This is a genomic window from Gemella sp. oral taxon 928, from assembly GCF_001553915.1.
GTDB classification, from domain to species: domain Bacteria; phylum Bacillota; class Bacilli; order Staphylococcales; family Gemellaceae; genus Gemella; species Gemella massiliensis.
In genome coordinates, this window is record NZ_CP014233.1 from 39,673 (window position 1) to 59,628 (window position 19,956).

Sequence of the window (19,956 nt, forward strand, 5' to 3'; positions counted from 1 at the left end):
CAACAAGCCTAATAGCAATGTTTGTAGTTGTAGGCGTCCATACTACTACCCATTGTTAGAATATTTGCAAAATAACACACCGTTATTAAACACTAAAATATATTTTTATTATTATTGAGTGGACATAATTGAAAATGAAAACTAAATTTTATTATATATAACTATTTATTAGATTATAATTTATTTTAAATTCAAAAAGGCTGTTTTATCAGCATTTATATTTTTTATTAAAAGATATTGATAATCTCTTTCATTTAAAACGGTTTTATGATATAGTATATTATGTTATGAATAAAAATTAAGTTCAGGAAATTTTTAATAATTTTAGAAAGGGGTGAACTTATTTTCTGATATTAAAATTTCTTGAAGTTAGAAATAAATTAAAGGAGATAAACATGAAAACACAAAACAAATTATTAAAATCCGGTATAACTGTAGCGCTGGCTATGACGATAGGAGGTGTAACCGCTGTAGCATGGCCGGGTGTTCAAACAAACCATGTAGCTAAAGCTGATTTTGGAGATGAACCTGCATCTTCTAAAACTAAAGAACAATTAAAAACTGTTATTGATAAAATTTTTGCCGATGAAAATTTGACAAATAGATATTTGGGAACTATGTTTTACCATAAAGAATCAAAATTTCCTTACTATCACATAACCTTTGAAAATCATCAAGTTCCTGAAGATGTCATTGACACTACACCTTGGTACAATATGTGGAGTGAAGCTGCCGCCGCTAAAGCAAAACTTGATGCAAACTCATATACAGAAAAAACTGCTCAAAATGCGATAAGAACCCTTGACTACTTCACAAATCTTTTTAATTTTGAAAGAAGTCAGCACCTTACTAATGACGGTTTTTATACAACTACCAACTTTACCACTCCTAAAATGGTTAAAAGCGATAGCGACGGTCAACAAGATTTTTATAAAAAAGCTGCTAATTCAAACAGCGAAGAAATAAAAAAACTGTTTAAAGATAACCTGCTTGGGGTTTACAAAAAGGGGCAAGATCTGGAAATAAACCTTGTTGCAAATCCTGACGAAGTAAGTAAAATCACCTCATTTACTGTAAACAAAATTTCTGCAATAGACCCTACAGTTCACCTAGGTCCTTCTGCCGAAGATCAAAAACAAGTTGCTTTCAGCATTCCCGGAGAATTAAAAGCAGAACAAATAATAGTTACTAATATGACCTATCTTGATAAACATGGGAATAAACATCAAACCGGAGCCTTTGCACTTGATATTGACTATTCTAAATTGCAAGCTAAACCTAATGCTGACGGCTCTAACGGTATTCCTAAATATCGTGAAGAATTGGAGTCAAAAATTCAAAAATGGATTGACCGAGGTCGCCAAGTAAACGAATGGCTACTTTCTCCGGCTACAACAAAAGACACCGTTATTGATTCGGACATAACTGAACGGGCAAAAATCAGTACAGCTATAAATGAATTGGAAAAATTAAAACGTGACCCTAATGCCAACTATGATAAACTTTATAAAATAGCAACTCCTATTCATGAAGCTGAAGATGTTGCTACCTTGCGTGAAGTATTAGATATTAAAGTTGCAAAACTTCTTGAAACATTTAGCATATATACTAAAGATATTTACACAGAAAACAGTATTAAAGATTACAAAAATTATATTGAAAGTGTTCCTAAACTTAAAAACGGAAAAAATATTAAAGAGTTGGTCAGCTTAATTAAAGAGTTTGAAAATTCTCATTATAAATATTTAAAATATAATACAAGCGAATTAGAAGATTTAATTAAAATCGGCGAACAAAAAATGGAGAGTGAATATACACCTCTAACATGGGGTAAATTCTCTATCGCATTACGCCATTCAAAAGATTGGATTGAACAAAACAAAAAATTCCATCCGCAAATTAATAATACCCCTGAGCTTGTTAAACAATTACGTGATTCTATAAACGGCTTAGTTAAAACAAACGGCGAAAAAGGTGAACAAGTTCCTGAGAAAAAACAAGATCAAAAACAGGACACTGCCAAACCTTACAATATAAAGGGTAAATTTGTTAAACGTGGCGAGGATACTGATGCCATAGGCGAATATAATAGGGACTTATCTTCAATTATAAAAAATATTGAAGTTCATGAATTAGGTAATGGCAAAAATGAAATTTATCTTAACCTTGAACCTAAATTAGACTCTTCAGGTAATGTCGAATTTGCACTTGTAGGAACATTCAAATATAACAGTGCCGGCAACGCTAATGCAGACAGTGAAACTGTTGAAACTACTACTATTAAGGGTAAACAATATCCTACAAAAATCAAACTTACAGTCTACAGCGACAAATCTAATATTGAATTGGCACTCCTAGGCGATATTCAATTTAAAGATTCTATGCACTTAGGAGATGATGGAATTTATCACCATACTGCAAATACGGACTTATTCCTAGACTACTCGTCTAAATCTTCTTCTGATGAAACTAAAAAAGATCCGTTAAAAGAAGAACTACAAAAACAACTTGATTATTTTAATAAAAAAGAAGTTCAAGAAAATCATAAAAAAGTACCTGATAAATTCAAAACACAATTAGAACAATTAAAAACACAGGCAGCTAATCTTCTAAAAAAAGATTCACTTTCAAAAGAAGAAGTATCATCTCTTGTCCACAAGTTATTAGATGAGAATACAAAACTTGACGCATTAGCTAATATGCAGCTTTCACTTGAAGGGCAAAAAGATACATACGAAAACTTCTGGAAAAATAATAAAGATTATACTAAAGAAAGTATTAAACTTGTAAAAGATAAATTAGACAAACTGGAACAACGCATTAATAATCTTCAAGCATCTGATGTGGAAGGTACTAAAGAAACTCTTACCGATGAACACGGTGAACAACGTGAAACTATCGTTTACAAAACTATTGATGAGATAATCGGACAACTTCAAAATATAGGTGATTATCTACGAGTTGATACAACTCCGTTAGAAAAAGAAGTGGCTAAAGCGGAAGAAAAACTGAAAGATACAACTAACAGTCCAAAATCTCGTCAAGCATTACAACAAATTATAGAAAAAGCCAAAAAATATATTGAAAATGCGAAACTTACACCTGACGATCACGGTACAGACGATAAAGTAAACACAAACCTTAACGATTACTTCATAGAACAATTAAAACTTGCTGTTCAAGATTTAAAACCGGATACAGATGACAAAGAAAAACCTGCCAACAAAGACGGGCTTAATGCTAAAATTAAAGAAGTAGAAGCGGTTAAACAAGGGAAGAAATCATCAGCAGCATATACCGCATTGCAAAATGAACTTGAAAAAGCCAAAAAAGTTTATGGTAAAACAGATGCTACGGATGAAGAAATCTCTCAAGCATTAACTAATTTAACTTCTGCACTTGATACCTTTAATAAATCAGAAGATTCAAAACCTAACGATGAAGTAAATCAAAGTAAAACAAAAGTAGAAGCAGTATTCAAGAAATTCGGAGAAAGCAGCAATTCGATGACTAATGCCGTTCTTAAAGAAGCATATTTTGTTACAGAAAACGAGAAAAATTATATTGAATTAATTCTTCAACCAATGTACAATAATAAAAATCAACCATCAGGTGTTCTGAGCAAATTAACAACATTTGATGACAATAATGCTGAACATGATACAACCGTCCTTGAAGAAAAAGAAATAACATTAACTTTCAACGGTCAATCCAATACCTATAAATATCCGACTAAACTGCGTATTTCTGTAGAAGGAAAACCTACAAAAATAAATGTGAACACTTACGCAAACAGTCCTGTATTCGGAATGGAGCAACACGTAAATAAGGCCACTTTAGAAATTTCTTATCCTACCGATAACAACAATGAAGGTAGCAGAGAAGAACTTCAAACATTATTCAAAACAGCAACCAGTAAATATTACGAAAGTTGGACAAGTGTATTCAAAAAAAATGGAGTTGAAAAAGATAAAAAAATAGTAGATAATTTCAACAACAAAATCAACAATGCACAAAGCGTGCTAAATAACAACTCCGCTACGAACGAACAAATCAGCACAGCTTATGTTGAATTACGTAAAGCACGTATACAATATGATTTCCTTATTCGTTTAAGACGTGAAAACGAACAACTATTAGCTAACTTTAACCTTGATAAAAATAGCGGTAAATACAGTAAAGAAAGTATAGATAAAGTTGATCACTATCTACAAGAAAAAGTTGACAGATTAGAAGCGTTATTAGAAGAAAATCCTTCTTCTAACGAAATAGAAGATTTATTTGACGCTATCAATAACTATTCTTACATGTTACGTTATGATACCGGAAAATTAGAAGAAGCTATAACAAAAGCAAATAAAAAATTATCAGAAAAAACTTATACCGAAGAATCTAAATCTAAATTAACAATAGCTATAAACAATGCTAAAGATTTTATAGAAAAAGCAAAAACTACCAGAAATCTTGAAGATAAACGAGAAGCATTACTAAAGGAAATAAATAAAGATATTGAAAATTTAAAAGAAACTTCTCAACCTGACGATAACCAAGGTAACAAACCTAATGAAAATGAAAAATTAGAAGCGGAAAAAACTAAATTACTAATTCCATTAGAAACAGCTAAAATCCTTATCAAAGATGATAAAGATAAAGACAGCATAAATAAAGATGCTTACAATAAACTTAATGAAGTTGTTGAAAAAGTTCAAAAAATTTATGATAATCCAAAATCTGTAGATGAAATAAAAGCCGCTAAAGAGGAATTAGATAACGCTATTAAAGAGTATGATAAAAATAAAAATACTAAACCAAGCGATGACAATAACTCAGGTAACGGAAACAATAATTCCAACGACAATCAAGGTAAAGATCAAAATAATAACTCTAAACCTGATGATACCCAAGGTAATAATCAAAACAACAATAACAACCAAGATAATAACAACTCTAACACAAACGACCAAACTCCAAATAAACCTACAGAAGATGTTGCCAAACAAATTTTTAACAACGATAAAACCGGAGTAAGTGTTGAATTATCAGGTAATACTAAAGCAAAAGGTTTATCAGCAGATGAAATAAACGATGCAGCTTTGGCTAAATCTATTTTAGAAAAATTAAATTTACCTGCCGATAACAAAATCAGAATATTTGATTTAAAACTTCTTGATAAAGATAATAAAGTTATAAATTCAAACGAAAAACGTACGGTGGCAATAGTTCTTAAAGCTGAAGAAAAAGATGTTGCCGTCTACCATGTTAAAGATAACGGTGAATTGGAATTAATTAAATCTAGGGTAGAAAATGGTGTTTTAAAATTTGAAATAGATCATTTTAGTAAATTTGCTATTGTGTCTAATTCTAAAAAACATAATACCGACAATGACCGCAAGCCTAATATTATGCCAACTTCAAATATTACACCAACCAACTCAACATTAAATTCTACAAAAACTCTAAGTAAAACAGGTTTAGAAAATAAATCTACTCTATTAATAGGTGCTATAACTTTAGGACTGGGTGTAGTTTTATTAACTAAACGCAGAAAAAACAAACATTAATAATTTTTAGATTATTATAGAAAATACAAGAGAGCGACTTGATAAAATTGATTAATTTTATCAAGTCGCTCTTGTCCGATTCGTTAGATTTGACAAATACTCTTAAAGCAAATTTCCAAATCTAACGAACCATTATATCTAACTATTAACATATAATTTTTTATAAAATTTTCAGTTTTTGGTTAAAACTGTGTATTTTTTACAACAAATATTTTTAAATATTATTTTTAATTTTAAATTCCTCTATAGCCTGTTTTGCCAATTTATCAGCAAGTTCATTTAATCTCACACCACTATGTGCTTTAACCTTAACAAAATTTACCTTAACCACTTCTAATAATTTATTCATATATTGAGCATAATGTTGAGTATACGCCAAATTCGCCTTCCATGCTCCGCTCACCCATGATTCAATGCCCTGATAATCATAGAATAACGTTATTTCCGGTATTTTATTCTCCTTTGCATAACGTGTAACAAATTTCGCCGCTTCTATTTCACCAGCAACATTATGAAATCGTGCCAATCTTCTATCGTTTCCTGCTAATTTAGTTTGATATTTCTTATCATTATTTACAATAACAATACCGGAACCGTACACTCCCGTTCTTTTATCAAAACTTCCATCAATATAAGCGTAAAAACCGTTAATTTTTTCAGCTTCAACTTCTTTTTTCATATTACCCGCTGTTAAAAAGTTTTCCGCTTCTTCTCGGGTGCTGAAACTTTTAAATACGGCACCCTTATATCCGTGAACCTGCTCTTTACATTCGTCCCAGGTTAAAAATATTCCTACTTTCCTTCCCTTGCTTACCGCATAATATTTTACCATAATACCACCTCTTAATTTCTATGTATAACAAGTGCTATACCCTGTCCTCCACCTATACAAAGTGAACAAAGACCTCGTTTCTTATTTTCATGAATAAGTTCATGAACAAGGCTCACTAAAATTCTTGTTCCGCTCGCTCCTATCGGATGCCCAAGGGCTATAGCCCCTCCATTAATGTTTACTTTTTCACTGTCCACACCTAATTCGTTAATAACTGCCAGCGACTGTGCTGCAAACGCCTCATTCAACTCGAATAAATCAACCTCTTCTTTTGAAATGTTTAACTTTGTCAATACTTTATTAACAGCCGGAACAGGGCCTAAACCCATTATTTTATTATCCAAACCGGAAGTAGCATATCCTTCTATAAACACCAACGGTTCAATTCCCAATTCTATTGCTCTTTTCTCGTTCATTAAAATAACCGCCGCCGCTCCATCATTAATTCCTGAAGAATTCCCTGCCGTCACAGTCCCTTCTTTTTTAAAAGCGGGGCGAAGTTTTCCCAGCCCCTCCATAGTAGAATTAAACCTCGGAAATTCATCGGTATCAAAAATACATTCTTCCTTTCCTATTTTTACTTTAATGGGGACAATTTCTTTCTTAAATTTCCCGGTTTCTATCGCCCTTTGAGCTTTTTTCTGGCTATCAAACGCAAAAAAATCCTGCTCTTTTCTCGAAATATTAAATTTTTCTGCAATATTTTCGGCGGTAATTCCCATATGATAATTCTCGAAAGCATCTGTTAAACCGTCAGAAATTATACTGTCTTCCAATTCAAAAGAACCTAATTTTTTCCCAAAGCGAATACCTTTCGTATAGTATGGTGCACCACTCATAACCTCTAGTCCACCACAAACAACTATGTCATTATCTCCAAGCAGAATAGACTGTGTCCCGAGTAAAACACTCTTTAACCCGGAACCGCAAACTTTGTTAACTACAAACGCCGGAGTTTGTTTAGACAGACCTGCTTTAACAGAAATTTGTCTAGCTATATTTTGCCCAAGACCACCTTGAAGGACATTACCAAAAATTACCTCATCCACCAAATTATATTCTAAGTTTATGTCGTCCAACGAATATTTCACAACTTTTGCCCCAAGTTCTGCTACATCAATATCTTTTAAACTTCCGCCAAACGCTCCGATTGCCGAACGAAAAGCGGAAACAATAGCAACTCTAGTCATAAAATTAAACTCCTATCTTAAATTAATCGTGTATATTTTACTATAAAAAAAAAGAAAGTTCAAATAAATAATCAAAGGAAGTGATTTAAACATTGTGATTTTGTTAAAAATAGATTTTACTATGTTACTCCTTCAATTCATTAGATTAGAAAACAACCTTTTTAAGTTAATAAACCGCTGAGCATAACTGCTTAATAAATAAATTCTATTAAAATTCTTAGCTTTTAGTTCAGGTTTATAGTAATAAAATAGAAATACCAAAGAAATAAATATTTAATATTTTTGTAATATTATTGTAACATTTTCTTGCTTTTTAAAATTTTAAATGTTATAATTTTAGTATCAAAGATAAGAAGAAAATTTATTATTAACAAAGAAGGTGATTCTAATGAATAACACATTAAAAATTGCAGGAACTTTTGTTTTAGGGCTTAGTATTTTAACAGGGTGTTCTGATAAAGTTGCTCAAAAATAGATTCAACTAATGATAAAAATAAAATTATAGCTATTGCAGATGGAGAAAAAATAACCGAAAATAATAATGAAAACACAAATAAACTGCTACCCTCTTATGAAAATAAAATTACTGATACCTTAGAAAATTATAAACAAAAAAATATTCCATCAAAAGCAAGTAACAGTAATAATTATAACCATGATTTCAAAGAAGCCGGAAAAATATTAAAACCTATGATTTACAGTCTTATTAATCTAAACGGCAGCAATATCGAAAATATAATTCGTTTTAATGTCAGCGAATCAGCCGGCAATGGTGAAATTACAACCACCTCTATGAGTAATATTTTAGATTTAATAAATACTTATAATAAGGAAACATACCATACGGAAGATGTTCTAAAAAAACTTAGAGCTAATCCTAATTTTATTGAATTGGACAAAAGTAAAAAAGATTACACAGTTGAGGGATTGACGAAGTTATTTAAAACAGATTCAACTATTATCTACTTTAAAAAAGATAACAGCTTCACTTTAAAAACTTTTGTTGGTTATGGAGGGGCTACTGACTCTATCTTTGCTCCAACTGAAAGCTGGAAAATCAAAGGTGACAGAATTATAATTCCTTACGTTACAGTAGCTACCAATAAAAAAACAGGCGAAATGACTTTAAGATTAAATAATAAACAGTATGAACACGGTAATAATAAAACAAAATATTATGTAGAAAGTTTCATTATCTTTTAAAAAAATAAGTGCAGTCATCAAAATGATTGCACTATTTTTTTGACTAAAAGTAGTCATCAATATCTAATTTATATACAAATAACAAAAGAGCATTATACTCTTTAAAGGGAGAATGGCTTGCCTAGGGAGCGACAAGCCACATTATGAAAAAAATTAAAAAGTTTTATTATCTGTTAATATCATAAAGAATTAACCGAAATATTGGTTTAAACAAAAATATTTTTTACTTAAAAGGGAGAAACGACAATTGTCGCTAAGTTTATGGAAATAATATTTTTGTCTAAGACATTATTATACTCTTTATACTTAAAATATACTTTAAATAATTTTGTTTTAAATATTTACCGATTTAATTTCTTTCTATCCGAATTTTCCAACAATAATTAACGACATTACGGACATCTACACCCAATTTGAATTAATTTTAGAATTTTTTTCTTAAAATTATTGCTCATCTTCTTTTTGAAATTTTTTTACTCTATAATCATTAAGAATCTTTTCAAGTTTTTCAACCTCTGAATAAATTTCTTCTTGTGTTTTGGTTGTATCATTAATTATATCATCTGTTTTCTTTATTAAATCTTTTAAATTTTCAATTACTTCATCATTGACTTTGCTTCTTGAAAATTCTTTTAATAAATTTTCCATCTCCATTTTTTTATTTTTTAACTCTGTTAAATCCAAATCTTTAATTTTAACAGAGATATTCAATAATGTATCCGTAAGATTTCTATCAAGATAAGTTATAGTAATCGGTACATTAAATTCTCCTTCCTTATCAGTTTTTGGAATAGAAAATGAAATTTTTATATTTTCCGGAAGATTAGTTTTATCTATTTTACTTAAAATATCCTCTTTCGTTAATTTGGCATTTTTAGTTATTTCTATTGAATTTTCAACTAAACGTGGTTTAAATAAGTTTTTATACTCTTCATCTGTTAGTGAAACTTGCTTTAAAGTTTTAAGCGGTTTTTCTTGAGCTCCAACACCATCTAACTTGTTTCTACTACCAATCTTGAAATTTTTTATGTTGTTAGCTATACTTTCAAAATAAGAACGTGAACTATGTCCCCTTTCAGTTTTTCCTATAATGGTCATTACATCTTTATCGTTATATATTTTTCCTACCAAAGCATCATTCTCTACACCATAATGTTTTATTTCCCCTGATTGCGCCAATTTTTTGCTGTATAAACTTGAATTAAACAAGTCTTTACTCCATATAGTTCTGGCTGCATTTACTTTAGGTGCGTTAAAAGTAGTGGCTTTTTTTAAAATATTATTATAAAAATTTTGATTTTTCTTTTGTGCGGATTCTATATAGTACGGATTGATTGATAATTCATACGCATCCACTACCGCTCGTTGAGCTAAATAACCTCCAAGTGAGTGCCCTGTAATGTATAAATTAGTTATATCATCACGATTAATATACGATCTAATCAGTGATTTTGCATCTTCTGCCTGAGTAGGGTTTTGCCCCCACGCTATTACAAAATCATTTGTCAAATCTTTTAAACTTTCCGCCTGAGTTCCACGAATTGCCAACACTTGGACAGTTCCATTTTTCAAAAACGGAAGTTCACTTCTGGTTTCAAACAACACCGCATCAAATCCGCTATCTTTATGATAAAATTCTTTGACTTTCCAATATGGTGCCAACTCGTTGTGCATTAATTCATATTCTTTTCTACCTTCCTTTTCTCCATTTTTTCTATAATTATCTTCCTTACTCCAAGTTCTATTGTTATTGAGAACTTTATTTATATATTCATCGTCACGATAACAAAGCTCCATAAGTAGCGCCATATCTCTGTCAGTCACATGCCATTGTAAATTATCATTATCTTTATCAGTAGAGTTATTATTATATTCTGATACTTTTGTATCTATTAAACCATCGCCGTCACTATCCTTTAATAATGGGTGACTGTTATATCCTAAATATTTTTTCCCATTTTTTTCATAAATGTAAATTTCATCTTTATTTAAAATTCCATCGTTATCATCATCGGCATTTGGATCTAATACCTTTGTACCTTTATTAAAAAGTAAACTGTCATATTTTCCGTTTTCCAGTCCAATTAATCCTTTAGAAATTTTTTCAGCATAATTACTATCTAATTCTATTTTTTTAAAAGGTGTTGTTGTATTTTTTTCGTTGGTATTTTTTACATTATCCGCTTTACCGTTTACTTCGAGATTATTAGCTTCTACTAAATTACTTCCAAAAATAAAAAATGTTCCAACTAAAGTTAAACTAACACCTATTTTTAACTTGTTAATGGAATATCTTATTAATTTTTCACCAAATTGTTTTTTCATTTTTATAACCACCTTTTTATTAAATATATTATTACGCTACGCTTCTCCATTATACTAAAAAATATAATTTCTTGCCAATGAAATCGTTTTTTTATACTAAAGTTAAAATATATCCAGAAAAAAGTTCAAAAATGAAATAATAGATCAAGGAAAATTTTTCATATTCCTTAAATTTTCTTCATTATTGTAAATCTAACAATAAAAAGGAGAAAGACCCGCAAATTAGCGAGTCCCTATATTATGAAAAAAATATTATTAAAAGTTTTGTTCTGATTATTAGTATACTCCTCTAAGTTTAAGAGAAGTTAAAATAAAAAACTTTATAAAAAATATTTTTAAATTAATTCAAATCAAAGTTAATTTCCGTTTTTCCACATTCTCTTAAAAACTGATTCGTTCTTGAAAAAGGTTTACTTCCAAAAAAACCACGATACGCTGACAACGGACTTGGATGAGCAGATTCTATAATTTTATGCTTTGTTGTATCAATTAACATCTTCTTACTGCGTGCATATGCCCCCCAAAGTATAAAAACAACATTATTATTCTTATCAGAAATCGTCTTAATAATATAGTCCGTAAAATTTTGCCACCCTATATTATTATGGCTGGCAGGTTTGTTTTTTTCTACAGTAAGCACCGCATTTAAAAGAAATACTCCTTGTTTAAACCATGGTTCCAAATTTCCGGTTTTCGCCGGTTTAATACCTAAATCATCATATAACTCCTTATAAATATTAATAAGGCTTTTAGGTAATGCCACTCCGTCATTAACGGAAAAACTTAAACCGCAAGCTTGTTTTTCATTATGATAAGGGTCTTGCCCTAATATAACAACTTTAATATCTTCAATAGGTAGTTCAAAAACTCTAAAGACTTGCTCCTTCGGAGGAAAAATAGTTGCCCTGTTCCTTACTATATTTATATTATCTACCGTTTCGCCTAATTCTTTTCTATATTGATAATTCTTAAATATTTCTTTCCATGATTTGTCCATAATATTACTCCTTATATAATAAATTTATTATTGATAACAATAAAAATATTTTTTCCTAAATAGCAACTTAAAATCTATTCTTTATTAGTATACCACATTTTATTCTAAATCTTTAAATTTTACTTAATTTCTCTGGTGAATTTTTAAAAAAAGTTTTATAATGAAGATAATAATAAATTATAGGAGGTTTTTATGAAAATAGGATTTATCGGTGCCGGCAAAATGGGAGAAGCTATACTAAAAGGGTTTATAAAGAAAAATATTGTCCCGAAAGAAAATATATTTATAAGAAATTCCTGTGATAAAAGCACAAAAATTATAGCCGAACGAAACAATGTTAATTTTTGTAAAGATATATATGATCTTGTTAATAATTCCGATCTTATAATTATAGGAATTAAACCTTACCTTATTACAGATATTTTAGAAAAAATAAAAGATATTATTGCTGAAAAAATAATTATTTCTATGGCAGCAGCCGTGTCTATTTCAGATATGGAAAACATTATTCCGGATAAAAAAATAATCCGTATAATGCCGAATACTCCGGTTGAAGTCTGTTCCGGTGTTATCGGTATGTGTGCAAATACTTTTATTACACCTGAAGAAAAAACGACCATTCATACTATCTTTTCTACACTGGGCATTTGTATAGAAATTAAAGAGTCTGATATGTCATCACTTACCGCCATTAGCGGTTCGGGTCCGGCCTATGCTTATCTTTTTGTTGAAGCCTTGGCTGACGGAGCTGTTCTTAACGGGCTTAAACGTGATATATCCTATAAACTTGCCGCACAAACACTTTTAGGTTCGGCAAAAATGTTGTTGGAAACCTGTCATCATCCTGCAAAACTAAAAGATGATGTTACTTCCCCTGCTGGTAGCACCATTGAAGCCATTAGAATTTTAGAGGAAAAAGGATTTAGAAGTGCCGTTATTGAATGTGAACGGGCTTGTTTTGAAAAATTAAAAAAAATGTAATTTCCTTTTCTCTTCACTAATAATTGAGAATTTTAAGTCAATACATATTTATTACTAAACTTTAAAAATCACACATGAGTATTTTTTCTCAAGTGTGATTTTTATATTTACCTTATTTTTCGTTTAGTTAACAGCTTTTAAATTATTATTATTATTTTATATTGAGGGTGACTAATAAATCATAATCCCGAAACAAAATCTTATTAATCACTCTACAATTTTACTCAACGCTAAAAATCTTTTATAAAAAGAATTTAACCATTGATAAACTATCATATCTTAATTAAATTATAGTCCTTTTACGATAACTTAATCTATTTTTTCTTTTATTTTATTAACTTTATTTATTGAAATTATGGTTATTTCTTCGTTTTTTCTTTTACTTCTTTCCTTTTCTTAAAGCTGCTGTCTATTATAGTTTAAACTTCACTTTTTATTTTTCTATATTACTATTACCTTATTTTTTCTTCTTTACTCCCTTGTATATTACTGCATTCTTTTCCCTATTTTTAGGGGTTGTTTCTTTCGTTCCTCCCCTTGCTGTTTACCAAAACGGTAATTACCGTCTTCTTTAATTTTTATGGCTGTTTACTATTTCTTAGTTTTCAAAACCTACCCTGTTCGTATAGTTAAAACTTCATTCTTTCCTTTTTTTCGCTTCTTTTCCTGTTTCTAATGTTCTGTTATTTATTCTATAATTTACCGCCCATATTTCAATAAATTATCTAAGTAACAATGTCATTGTCTATCCTTTTCAGTTGTATCTTTACCCTCCTTAATACAATTTTCCCTATTTTAAACACTGCTACCCTTACTACATAATTTTCACCTTCTCTTTCTTACTATTTTAAGTATTACTATACATTAACCTTATATATATTAGTTTCAATAGTTCATTATAACTTTAAGAGTTATAAATTATTATATATGTGTTTTTTGTATAAATACACTTGTCCCTATATTATAGTAAAATTTTAGCTATTATTCAACATGAATTTTTTTAATAATAAATATATAAATTAATATTTTTGTAAAAACATTACCTCTACATAACAATCTATTATACAAATATACTTATAATATATAGTTACCCTTTTATTTACACAATATTTAATACCTTCATTAATACAAGATATAATCATCTTTTAAAATTTTACTCCATTTTAAATTTAAAACACTATAATTTAAAAAACAAATGTCTTTTAAATTTATATTTTTGTTTAAATTCAATAAATATCTTAAAATATGAGTAATAAAAAATTAAAGACTCTCCTAATTTAAAAAATATATTAAATCCATTCTATTATTCATCATTATTAAATTGTTTCTGTATTCTTTATCCATTTAGATAATGTAGAATGACTTACTTTTAATATTTTGGCACCTTCTCTTAGTGATATTTTCCCGGCGTTATGGAGGTTATAAATATCCATATAATTTTTTGGTTTTGTAATTGTCGGTCTCCCAAATTTTTTCCCCTTCTTTTTAGCCTCTCTTATTCCTTCCATTTGTCTTTTATGAGTATTTTCTCTTTCTATTTGTGCTACATACGATAATATCTGTAACACTATATCTGACAGAAATTTTCCGGTTATATTATTTATCTTATCCCTTGTATCTAAAAGTGGAAAATCCAATACTATAATATCTACTTCTTTCTTTTTTACCAAATAATTCCATTCATTTATTATTTCTTCATAATTTCTTCCCAACCTATCTATTGATTTCACAAATAACTCATCACCTTTTTTTAATTTTCTAATAAGACGTTTATAACTTTTTCTATTAAAATCTTTCCCCGAAACTTTATCAATAAATATATTATTTTCTTGTATATTCTACTTTCCCATTGCGACCAACTGCCTTTCAATATTTTGGTCTTTAGTTGATACTCTAACATATCCATATTTCATTATTATCCTCCTACAATAGTATAAGCATATATTTTACAATTAAAATATGTACTTAATATAATATTTTCTTTAATTATATAATGTAACATATTATCTAGTATTCATTTGTAACTTTTATATTTTTATTCAATAAAAAAGTTATATAATAAACCGATATTTAAAACTTCAACCAAGATTTAAATAAAGAATTAATAAAGAAATTAAATTGAAATTAAATCCATTATTCATAAAATTATTTATTATCATAACCGATACTGCCGAAACAAAATTAAATACGATATGATTAGTAATAGCAACTAAAAGCTAACCATGACTAGCGAAATTTTCAACTTTATATTCTTTAAATAATAAATTTTTTTATTACAACAACACCTTATCCCTTGAATAATATATCCGAAAGTAATACAATAAAAATAGAAAATATTTCACCGAGGCGAAATATTATGAACGTTATAATTTTTTAAACTTTATAAGAATAAGCAAACTAAAATCTTTAGAGGTACTATTCTTAATTAAAAAAATTATTGTTTAATTGTATAAAATTTCAAATAAAAAGGAGATATACTATGGGATGTACAACTATTCTTGTCGGAAAAAATGCCAGTTTTGATGGTTCTACAATGGTCGCACGTACGGAAGATTCACCATCGGGAGTTTTTAGAGCTAAAAAATTTATAAATGTTTCACCTGAAGAACAACCACGTAAATACAAATCTGCAATTTCAAAAGTAGAAATAGATTTACCTAACAATCCTGTTCGTTACACTGCTGTACCTAATGCAATTTTGGATAATGGTATTTGGGGGCAATGTGGTGCAAATGAATATAATGTATCTATGAGTGCTACTGAAACTATTACTTCTAATGAACGTGTTTTAGGTGCCGATCCTCTTGTAGAATATAAACCGGCTATCGGTACTCCGGGTGATGCGAACTATAAACCGGAACAACTTGGCGGTATAGGTGAGGAAGATATTTACACCATCGTTATGCCATATATCACAAGTGCACGTGAGGGCGTAACATTTTTAGGGAATTTATTAGAAAAATATGGTACTTACGAAATGAACGGCATCGCCTTCCAAGATGAAAATGAAATTTGGTGGTTAGAAACTATCGGCGGTCATCACTGGATGGCACGTCGTGTTCCGGACGATAGCTACGTTATTATGCCAAACCAACTTGGAATTGATAAATTCAACTGGAAAGATGCTTACGGTGCTAAAAAAGAATTTATGTGTTCAGCTGACCTGAAAGATTTTGTAAAAAAATATCATCTTGATTTATCTATAGATGGAGAATTTAATCCACGTCATGCTTTCGGTAGCAGAAGTGATGCCGATCATACTTACAATACTCCTCGTGCTTGGATACTTCAACGTTATTTCAACCCAACGTCAAATACTTATGATGGAATTAATGCTGATTACCGTCCCGATTCTGATAATATTCCTTGGGCGAGAGTTCCTGAGAAAAAAATTACGGTTGAGGATATAAAATATGCACTATCACATCATTACCAAGGAACAGAGTACGATTCTTATTCAAAAGATATTCATTCAGTGAAAAAAGGAAGCCTTCGTCCAATCGGTATTAACCGCACGAACTTCTTAGGCTTAGTCCAAATCAGACCGTATATGCCTGATGAAATAAAATGTATTCAATGGTTAGCGATCGGTTCTTGTGTCTTTAATGCAATCGTACCGTTTTACACAAATATAAATCGTACACCGGAATATTTGGCAAATACAACTAACGAAGTTACAACAAATAACTTTTACTGGACAAATCGTCTAATAGCTGCACTTTCCGATGCTCATTTTGCAGATACCGCATCACCTGTCGAACGTTATCAACTAAAAGTTCAATCTCAATCGACAGCATTAATAAATAAATATGATGAAAAATTTATTACGGAAAAAATTTCAAACAATGATGCAAAAGATTTCTTAGAAAAAGCTAACGATGAAGTCACACGTGCCCTTAAAGTCGAAACAGATATTCTGTTAAACGATGTACTATATGTAGCAAGTTGTGAAATGAAAAATAAATTCTCAAGATCTGATGCGTAAATATATCAAAAATATCAAAAGAGCCATGTGATTTTAATATCACATGGCTCTTGAAAGGAGAACGGCTCATGAATGTTAATAAGCCGTTAAATATCATGAAAAAAATATTATTAACAATTAAGAATTAAAATTTTCTCATCACTCTTCTTGAAAACTAAATTCTTATTTATATGCTCTACACTGTAATTGCTTTATCTTTAATGTACAATCGTGTATTGCATTTTTATTATACGTTTATTATATCTTTTTCACTTTATATGTAGTTTATACCATACCTAATTTAAAACTTAAATTTGTAAAATTATCTAAACTTTAGCGTTTTATGTAATTCAAAGAATTACCAAAGCGTTAGTGCAAAATAAAAAGACTACCTTGCCCTTGGTAATCTTTTAAAGTATAATTAGATTTTTAATTTAAAGGGACAAAAGGTGTACCCCGGAGTTATTCCGGGATACATTAGAGCTAGACGTCGTAGCCTTTTCCTACGCATTTCAAGCACTCTTTTGCCTTCTAAAACTAGTTTAATTGCTGTATGTGTTGTTTTGTTGTGTGTATGTAGTATGTTATTGTTGTATGAAAAAATTTTTATTAAACTAATTCTATAATAACTGTTTCTGCACCATCACCTTTACGTGGCCCAACACGTAAAATACGAGTATATCCACCATTACGGTCTTGATATTTAGGTGCTACTTCTTCAAATAATTTTTTAAGAGCTAATTGACTCTTACCTTCTTCAGTTGCTACTGCAACAGGTTGAATGAACTTAGCCGCATTACGTCTTGCTGCCAAATCACCTTTTTTACCTAATGTAATCATTTTTTCTGTTAATGAACGAACTTCTTTCGCTCTTGTAACAGTTGTTTCAATTCTACCATGTACTAGTAGAGCAGTTACTAAGTTTCTTAACATCGCTTTTCGGTGAGCTGATGTACGTCCTAATTTTCTGTAACCCATTAGTATGCCTCCTTTATTTTAGTTTATTCTTCTCTAAAGCCTAATTCTAAATCCGCCAGTTTAATTCTAACTTCATCTAGTGATTTACGCCCTAAGTTTCTTACTTTAATCATTTCTTGCTCTGTTTTGCTAGCTAATTCTTGAACTGTATTTATACCTGCACGTTTTAGACAGTTATAACTACGTACTGATAAATCAAGTTCTTCGATTGACATTTCCAACATTTGAACTTTATTATCTTCTTCTTTGGCTACCAATATATCAGCAGCTTTTGCTTCTTCCGACATTTCCATAAATAACTCTAAATGAGAAATAAGAATTTTCGATGCTAGTGCCAAAGCGTCGTTAGCTGTGATTGTACCATTTGTTGTTACATCTAAAATAAGTTTATCAAAGTCTGTACTTTGTCCTACACGTGTTTTTTCAACTGTATAGTTTACTTTAGATACCGGTGTGTAAATAGAATCAATTGGAATTACTCCGATAGCTAAGTCACGTTTTTTATTTCCGTCAGCCGGAACAAAACCACGACCTTTTCCTACTGAAATAATCATTTCAAATTGTCCACCTTCTGCTACCGTAGCAATATGCTGATCTTTGTTAATTACTTCAATATCAGAATCAATAGCAATATCTTCAGCTGTTACTAGTGCCGGACCTTTTATATTAATAGATACTTCTTTATCTTCTTCTGAATGAATTTTGAATGCAATGTTTTTAACATTCATAATTATTTCAGTTACATCTTCTACTACACCTTTTATAGCTTGAAATTCGTGTTGAACTCCTTCTATATCAATACTTCTAGCCGCTGCTCCCGGTAATGATGAGATTAACATTCTTCTCAATGAATTACCTAATGTAGTCCCATATCCACGTTCTAACGGTTCTACTACAAAGCGACCAAATCGTTTGTCATCTGATTCTTCGATGATATGAATTTTTGGTTTTTCTATTGCTAACATTATGTTAAACCTCCTAAGTTTAGTCTACGTTATTACTATACACGACGACGTTTAGGTGGGCGACATCCATTGTGAGGGACTGGAGTTACGTCTTTAATTGATGTAACTTCTAATCCGGCAGATTGTAATGCACGAATAGCTGCTTCACGTCCTGCACCTGGTCCTTTAACTGTTACATCTACATATTTCATTCCATGTTCCATAGCTTGTTTAGCTGCTGCTTCACTTGCCATTTGTGCTGCGAATGGAGTAGATTTTCTTGAACCTTTAAATCCTAATGCTCCTGCACTTGACCATGATACTGCATTACCATGTTCATCTGTAATTGTTACTATTGAGTTATTGAATGTAGAACGAATGTGTGCTATACCGTTTTGTATATTTTTTTTCACACGACGTTTACGTGATTGTTGTTTACGAGCCATAGTTTATTTTCTCCTCCTATCCTAATTATTTTTTCTTGTTCGCAACTGTTTTCTTAGGACCTTTACGAGTACGAGAGTTGTTCTTAGTATTTTGTCCTCTTACCGGTAGTCCACGACGATGACGGATTCCTCTGTAGCATCCGATTTCCATTAGACGTTTAATGTTTAATGAAACTTCACGACGTAGATCACCTTCTGTTTTATAGTTATCTACAGCTTCACGAATTTTATCTAGTTGTTCACCTGTTAAGTCTTTAACTCTCACATCTTCAGAAACACCAGCTTCTTTTAAGATTTTTTGAGAAGTTTTTAAACCTATACCATATACATAAGTTAATGATATTACAACTCGTTTTTCACGAGGTATATCGACTCCTGCGATACGTGCCATTAAGTTTGCACCTCCTAATTAATTATCCTTGTTTTTGTTTATGTTTTGCATTTTCGCAAATCACTAATACTTTACCACCACGACGAATTATTTTACATTTGTCACATATTTTTTTTACTGATGGTCTTACTTTCATCGTTATTT

Annotated in this window: 14 protein-coding genes; 4 read left to right on the plus strand and 10 right to left on the minus strand. The window is 30.2% G+C overall.

Annotated features, from left to right (window positions below; genetic code table 11):
- The first annotated feature begins 395 nt into the window (after window positions 1–395).
- On the plus strand, window positions 396–5,561 hold the full coding sequence (locus tag AXE85_RS00155) for a coiled-coil domain-containing protein (RefSeq protein WP_062171783.1): 5,166 nt from the start codon (window positions 396–398) through the stop codon (window positions 5,559–5,561).
- Between the two features lie 214 nt (window positions 5,562–5,775).
- On the opposite strand, the gene AXE85_RS00160 is transcribed toward AXE85_RS00155, so the two are convergent.
- Both AXE85_RS00160 and AXE85_RS00165 read right to left on the minus strand, forming a co-directional pair.
- A complete protein-coding gene (locus AXE85_RS00160) occupies window positions 5,776–6,393 on the minus strand; it encodes a ribonuclease H1 domain-containing protein (protein WP_062171786.1) in 618 nt (205 codons plus the stop codon).
- A gap of 11 nt (window positions 6,394–6,404) precedes the next feature.
- Window positions 6,405–7,583, minus strand: a complete 1,179-nt coding sequence (locus tag AXE85_RS00165) for an acetyl-CoA C-acetyltransferase (protein ID WP_062171789.1) — start codon at window positions 7,581–7,583, stop codon at window positions 6,405–6,407.
- 690 nt (window positions 7,584–8,273) lie between these two features.
- On the opposite strand from AXE85_RS00165, the gene AXE85_RS00170 reads away from it, so the two are divergent.
- Window positions 8,274–8,786, plus strand: a complete 513-nt coding sequence (locus AXE85_RS00170; protein WP_062171792.1) for a hypothetical protein — start codon at window positions 8,274–8,276, stop codon at window positions 8,784–8,786.
- Window positions 8,787–9,230: 444 nt separating this feature from the next.
- On the opposite strand, the gene AXE85_RS00175 is transcribed toward AXE85_RS00170, so the two are convergent.
- Complete coding sequence (locus AXE85_RS00175) at window positions 9,231–11,111, minus strand: Tle-like phospholipase domain-containing protein (RefSeq protein WP_062171795.1); 1,881 nt, start codon at window positions 11,109–11,111, stop codon at window positions 9,231–9,233.
- Between the two features lie 340 nt (window positions 11,112–11,451).
- A complete protein-coding gene (ung, locus tag AXE85_RS00180; protein WP_062171798.1) occupies window positions 11,452–12,108 on the minus strand; it encodes a uracil-DNA glycosylase in 657 nt (218 codons plus the stop codon).
- A 192-nt stretch (window positions 12,109–12,300) separates the two neighbouring features.
- Between ung and proC the strand changes: the two genes are divergently transcribed.
- Entirely contained in the window at window positions 12,301–13,089 is a 789-nt protein-coding gene (proC, locus tag AXE85_RS00185) for a pyrroline-5-carboxylate reductase (RefSeq protein WP_062171801.1), read from the plus strand.
- A gap of 1,316 nt (window positions 13,090–14,405) precedes the next feature.
- Here the strand turns inward: proC and AXE85_RS00190 are convergent.
- Window positions 14,406–14,924, minus strand: coding sequence for a recombinase family protein (locus AXE85_RS00190; protein ID WP_327058534.1), 519 nt, complete (start codon window positions 14,922–14,924; stop codon window positions 14,406–14,408).
- A 644-nt stretch (window positions 14,925–15,568) separates the two neighbouring features.
- Here AXE85_RS00190 and AXE85_RS00195 point away from each other — a divergent pair.
- The gene (locus AXE85_RS00195) at window positions 15,569–17,074 is read left to right on the plus strand and encodes a C69 family dipeptidase (protein ID WP_062171815.1); all 1,506 of its coding nucleotides are present in this window, start codon (window positions 15,569–15,571) and stop codon (window positions 17,072–17,074) included.
- A gap of 588 nt (window positions 17,075–17,662) precedes the next feature.
- On the opposite strand, the gene rplQ is transcribed toward AXE85_RS00195, so the two are convergent.
- Genes rplQ through rpmJ form a run of 5 tightly spaced genes read right to left on the minus strand, consistent with a single transcriptional unit; the run spans window position 17,663 to window position 19,948 of the window.
- A complete protein-coding gene (gene rplQ / locus AXE85_RS00200; protein ID WP_062171819.1) occupies window positions 17,663–18,031 on the minus strand; it encodes a 50S ribosomal protein L17 in 369 nt (122 codons plus the stop codon).
- A gap of 23 nt (window positions 18,032–18,054) precedes the next feature.
- Complete coding sequence (locus AXE85_RS00205) at window positions 18,055–18,996, minus strand: DNA-directed RNA polymerase subunit alpha (protein ID WP_062171830.1); 942 nt, start codon at window positions 18,994–18,996, stop codon at window positions 18,055–18,057.
- A gap of 35 nt (window positions 18,997–19,031) precedes the next feature.
- Window positions 19,032–19,421 (minus strand): 30S ribosomal protein S11, encoded by a 390-nt coding sequence (gene rpsK, locus AXE85_RS00210; protein WP_006364578.1) that lies wholly within the window; start codon window positions 19,419–19,421, stop codon window positions 19,032–19,034.
- A gap of 25 nt (window positions 19,422–19,446) precedes the next feature.
- A complete protein-coding gene (gene rpsM / locus AXE85_RS00215) occupies window positions 19,447–19,812 on the minus strand; it encodes a 30S ribosomal protein S13 (protein ID WP_006364579.1) in 366 nt (121 codons plus the stop codon).
- Between the two features lie 22 nt (window positions 19,813–19,834).
- A complete protein-coding gene (gene rpmJ, locus AXE85_RS00220) occupies window positions 19,835–19,948 on the minus strand; it encodes a 50S ribosomal protein L36 (protein WP_021753534.1) in 114 nt (37 codons plus the stop codon).
- Window positions 19,949–19,956: the final 8 nt, after the last annotated feature.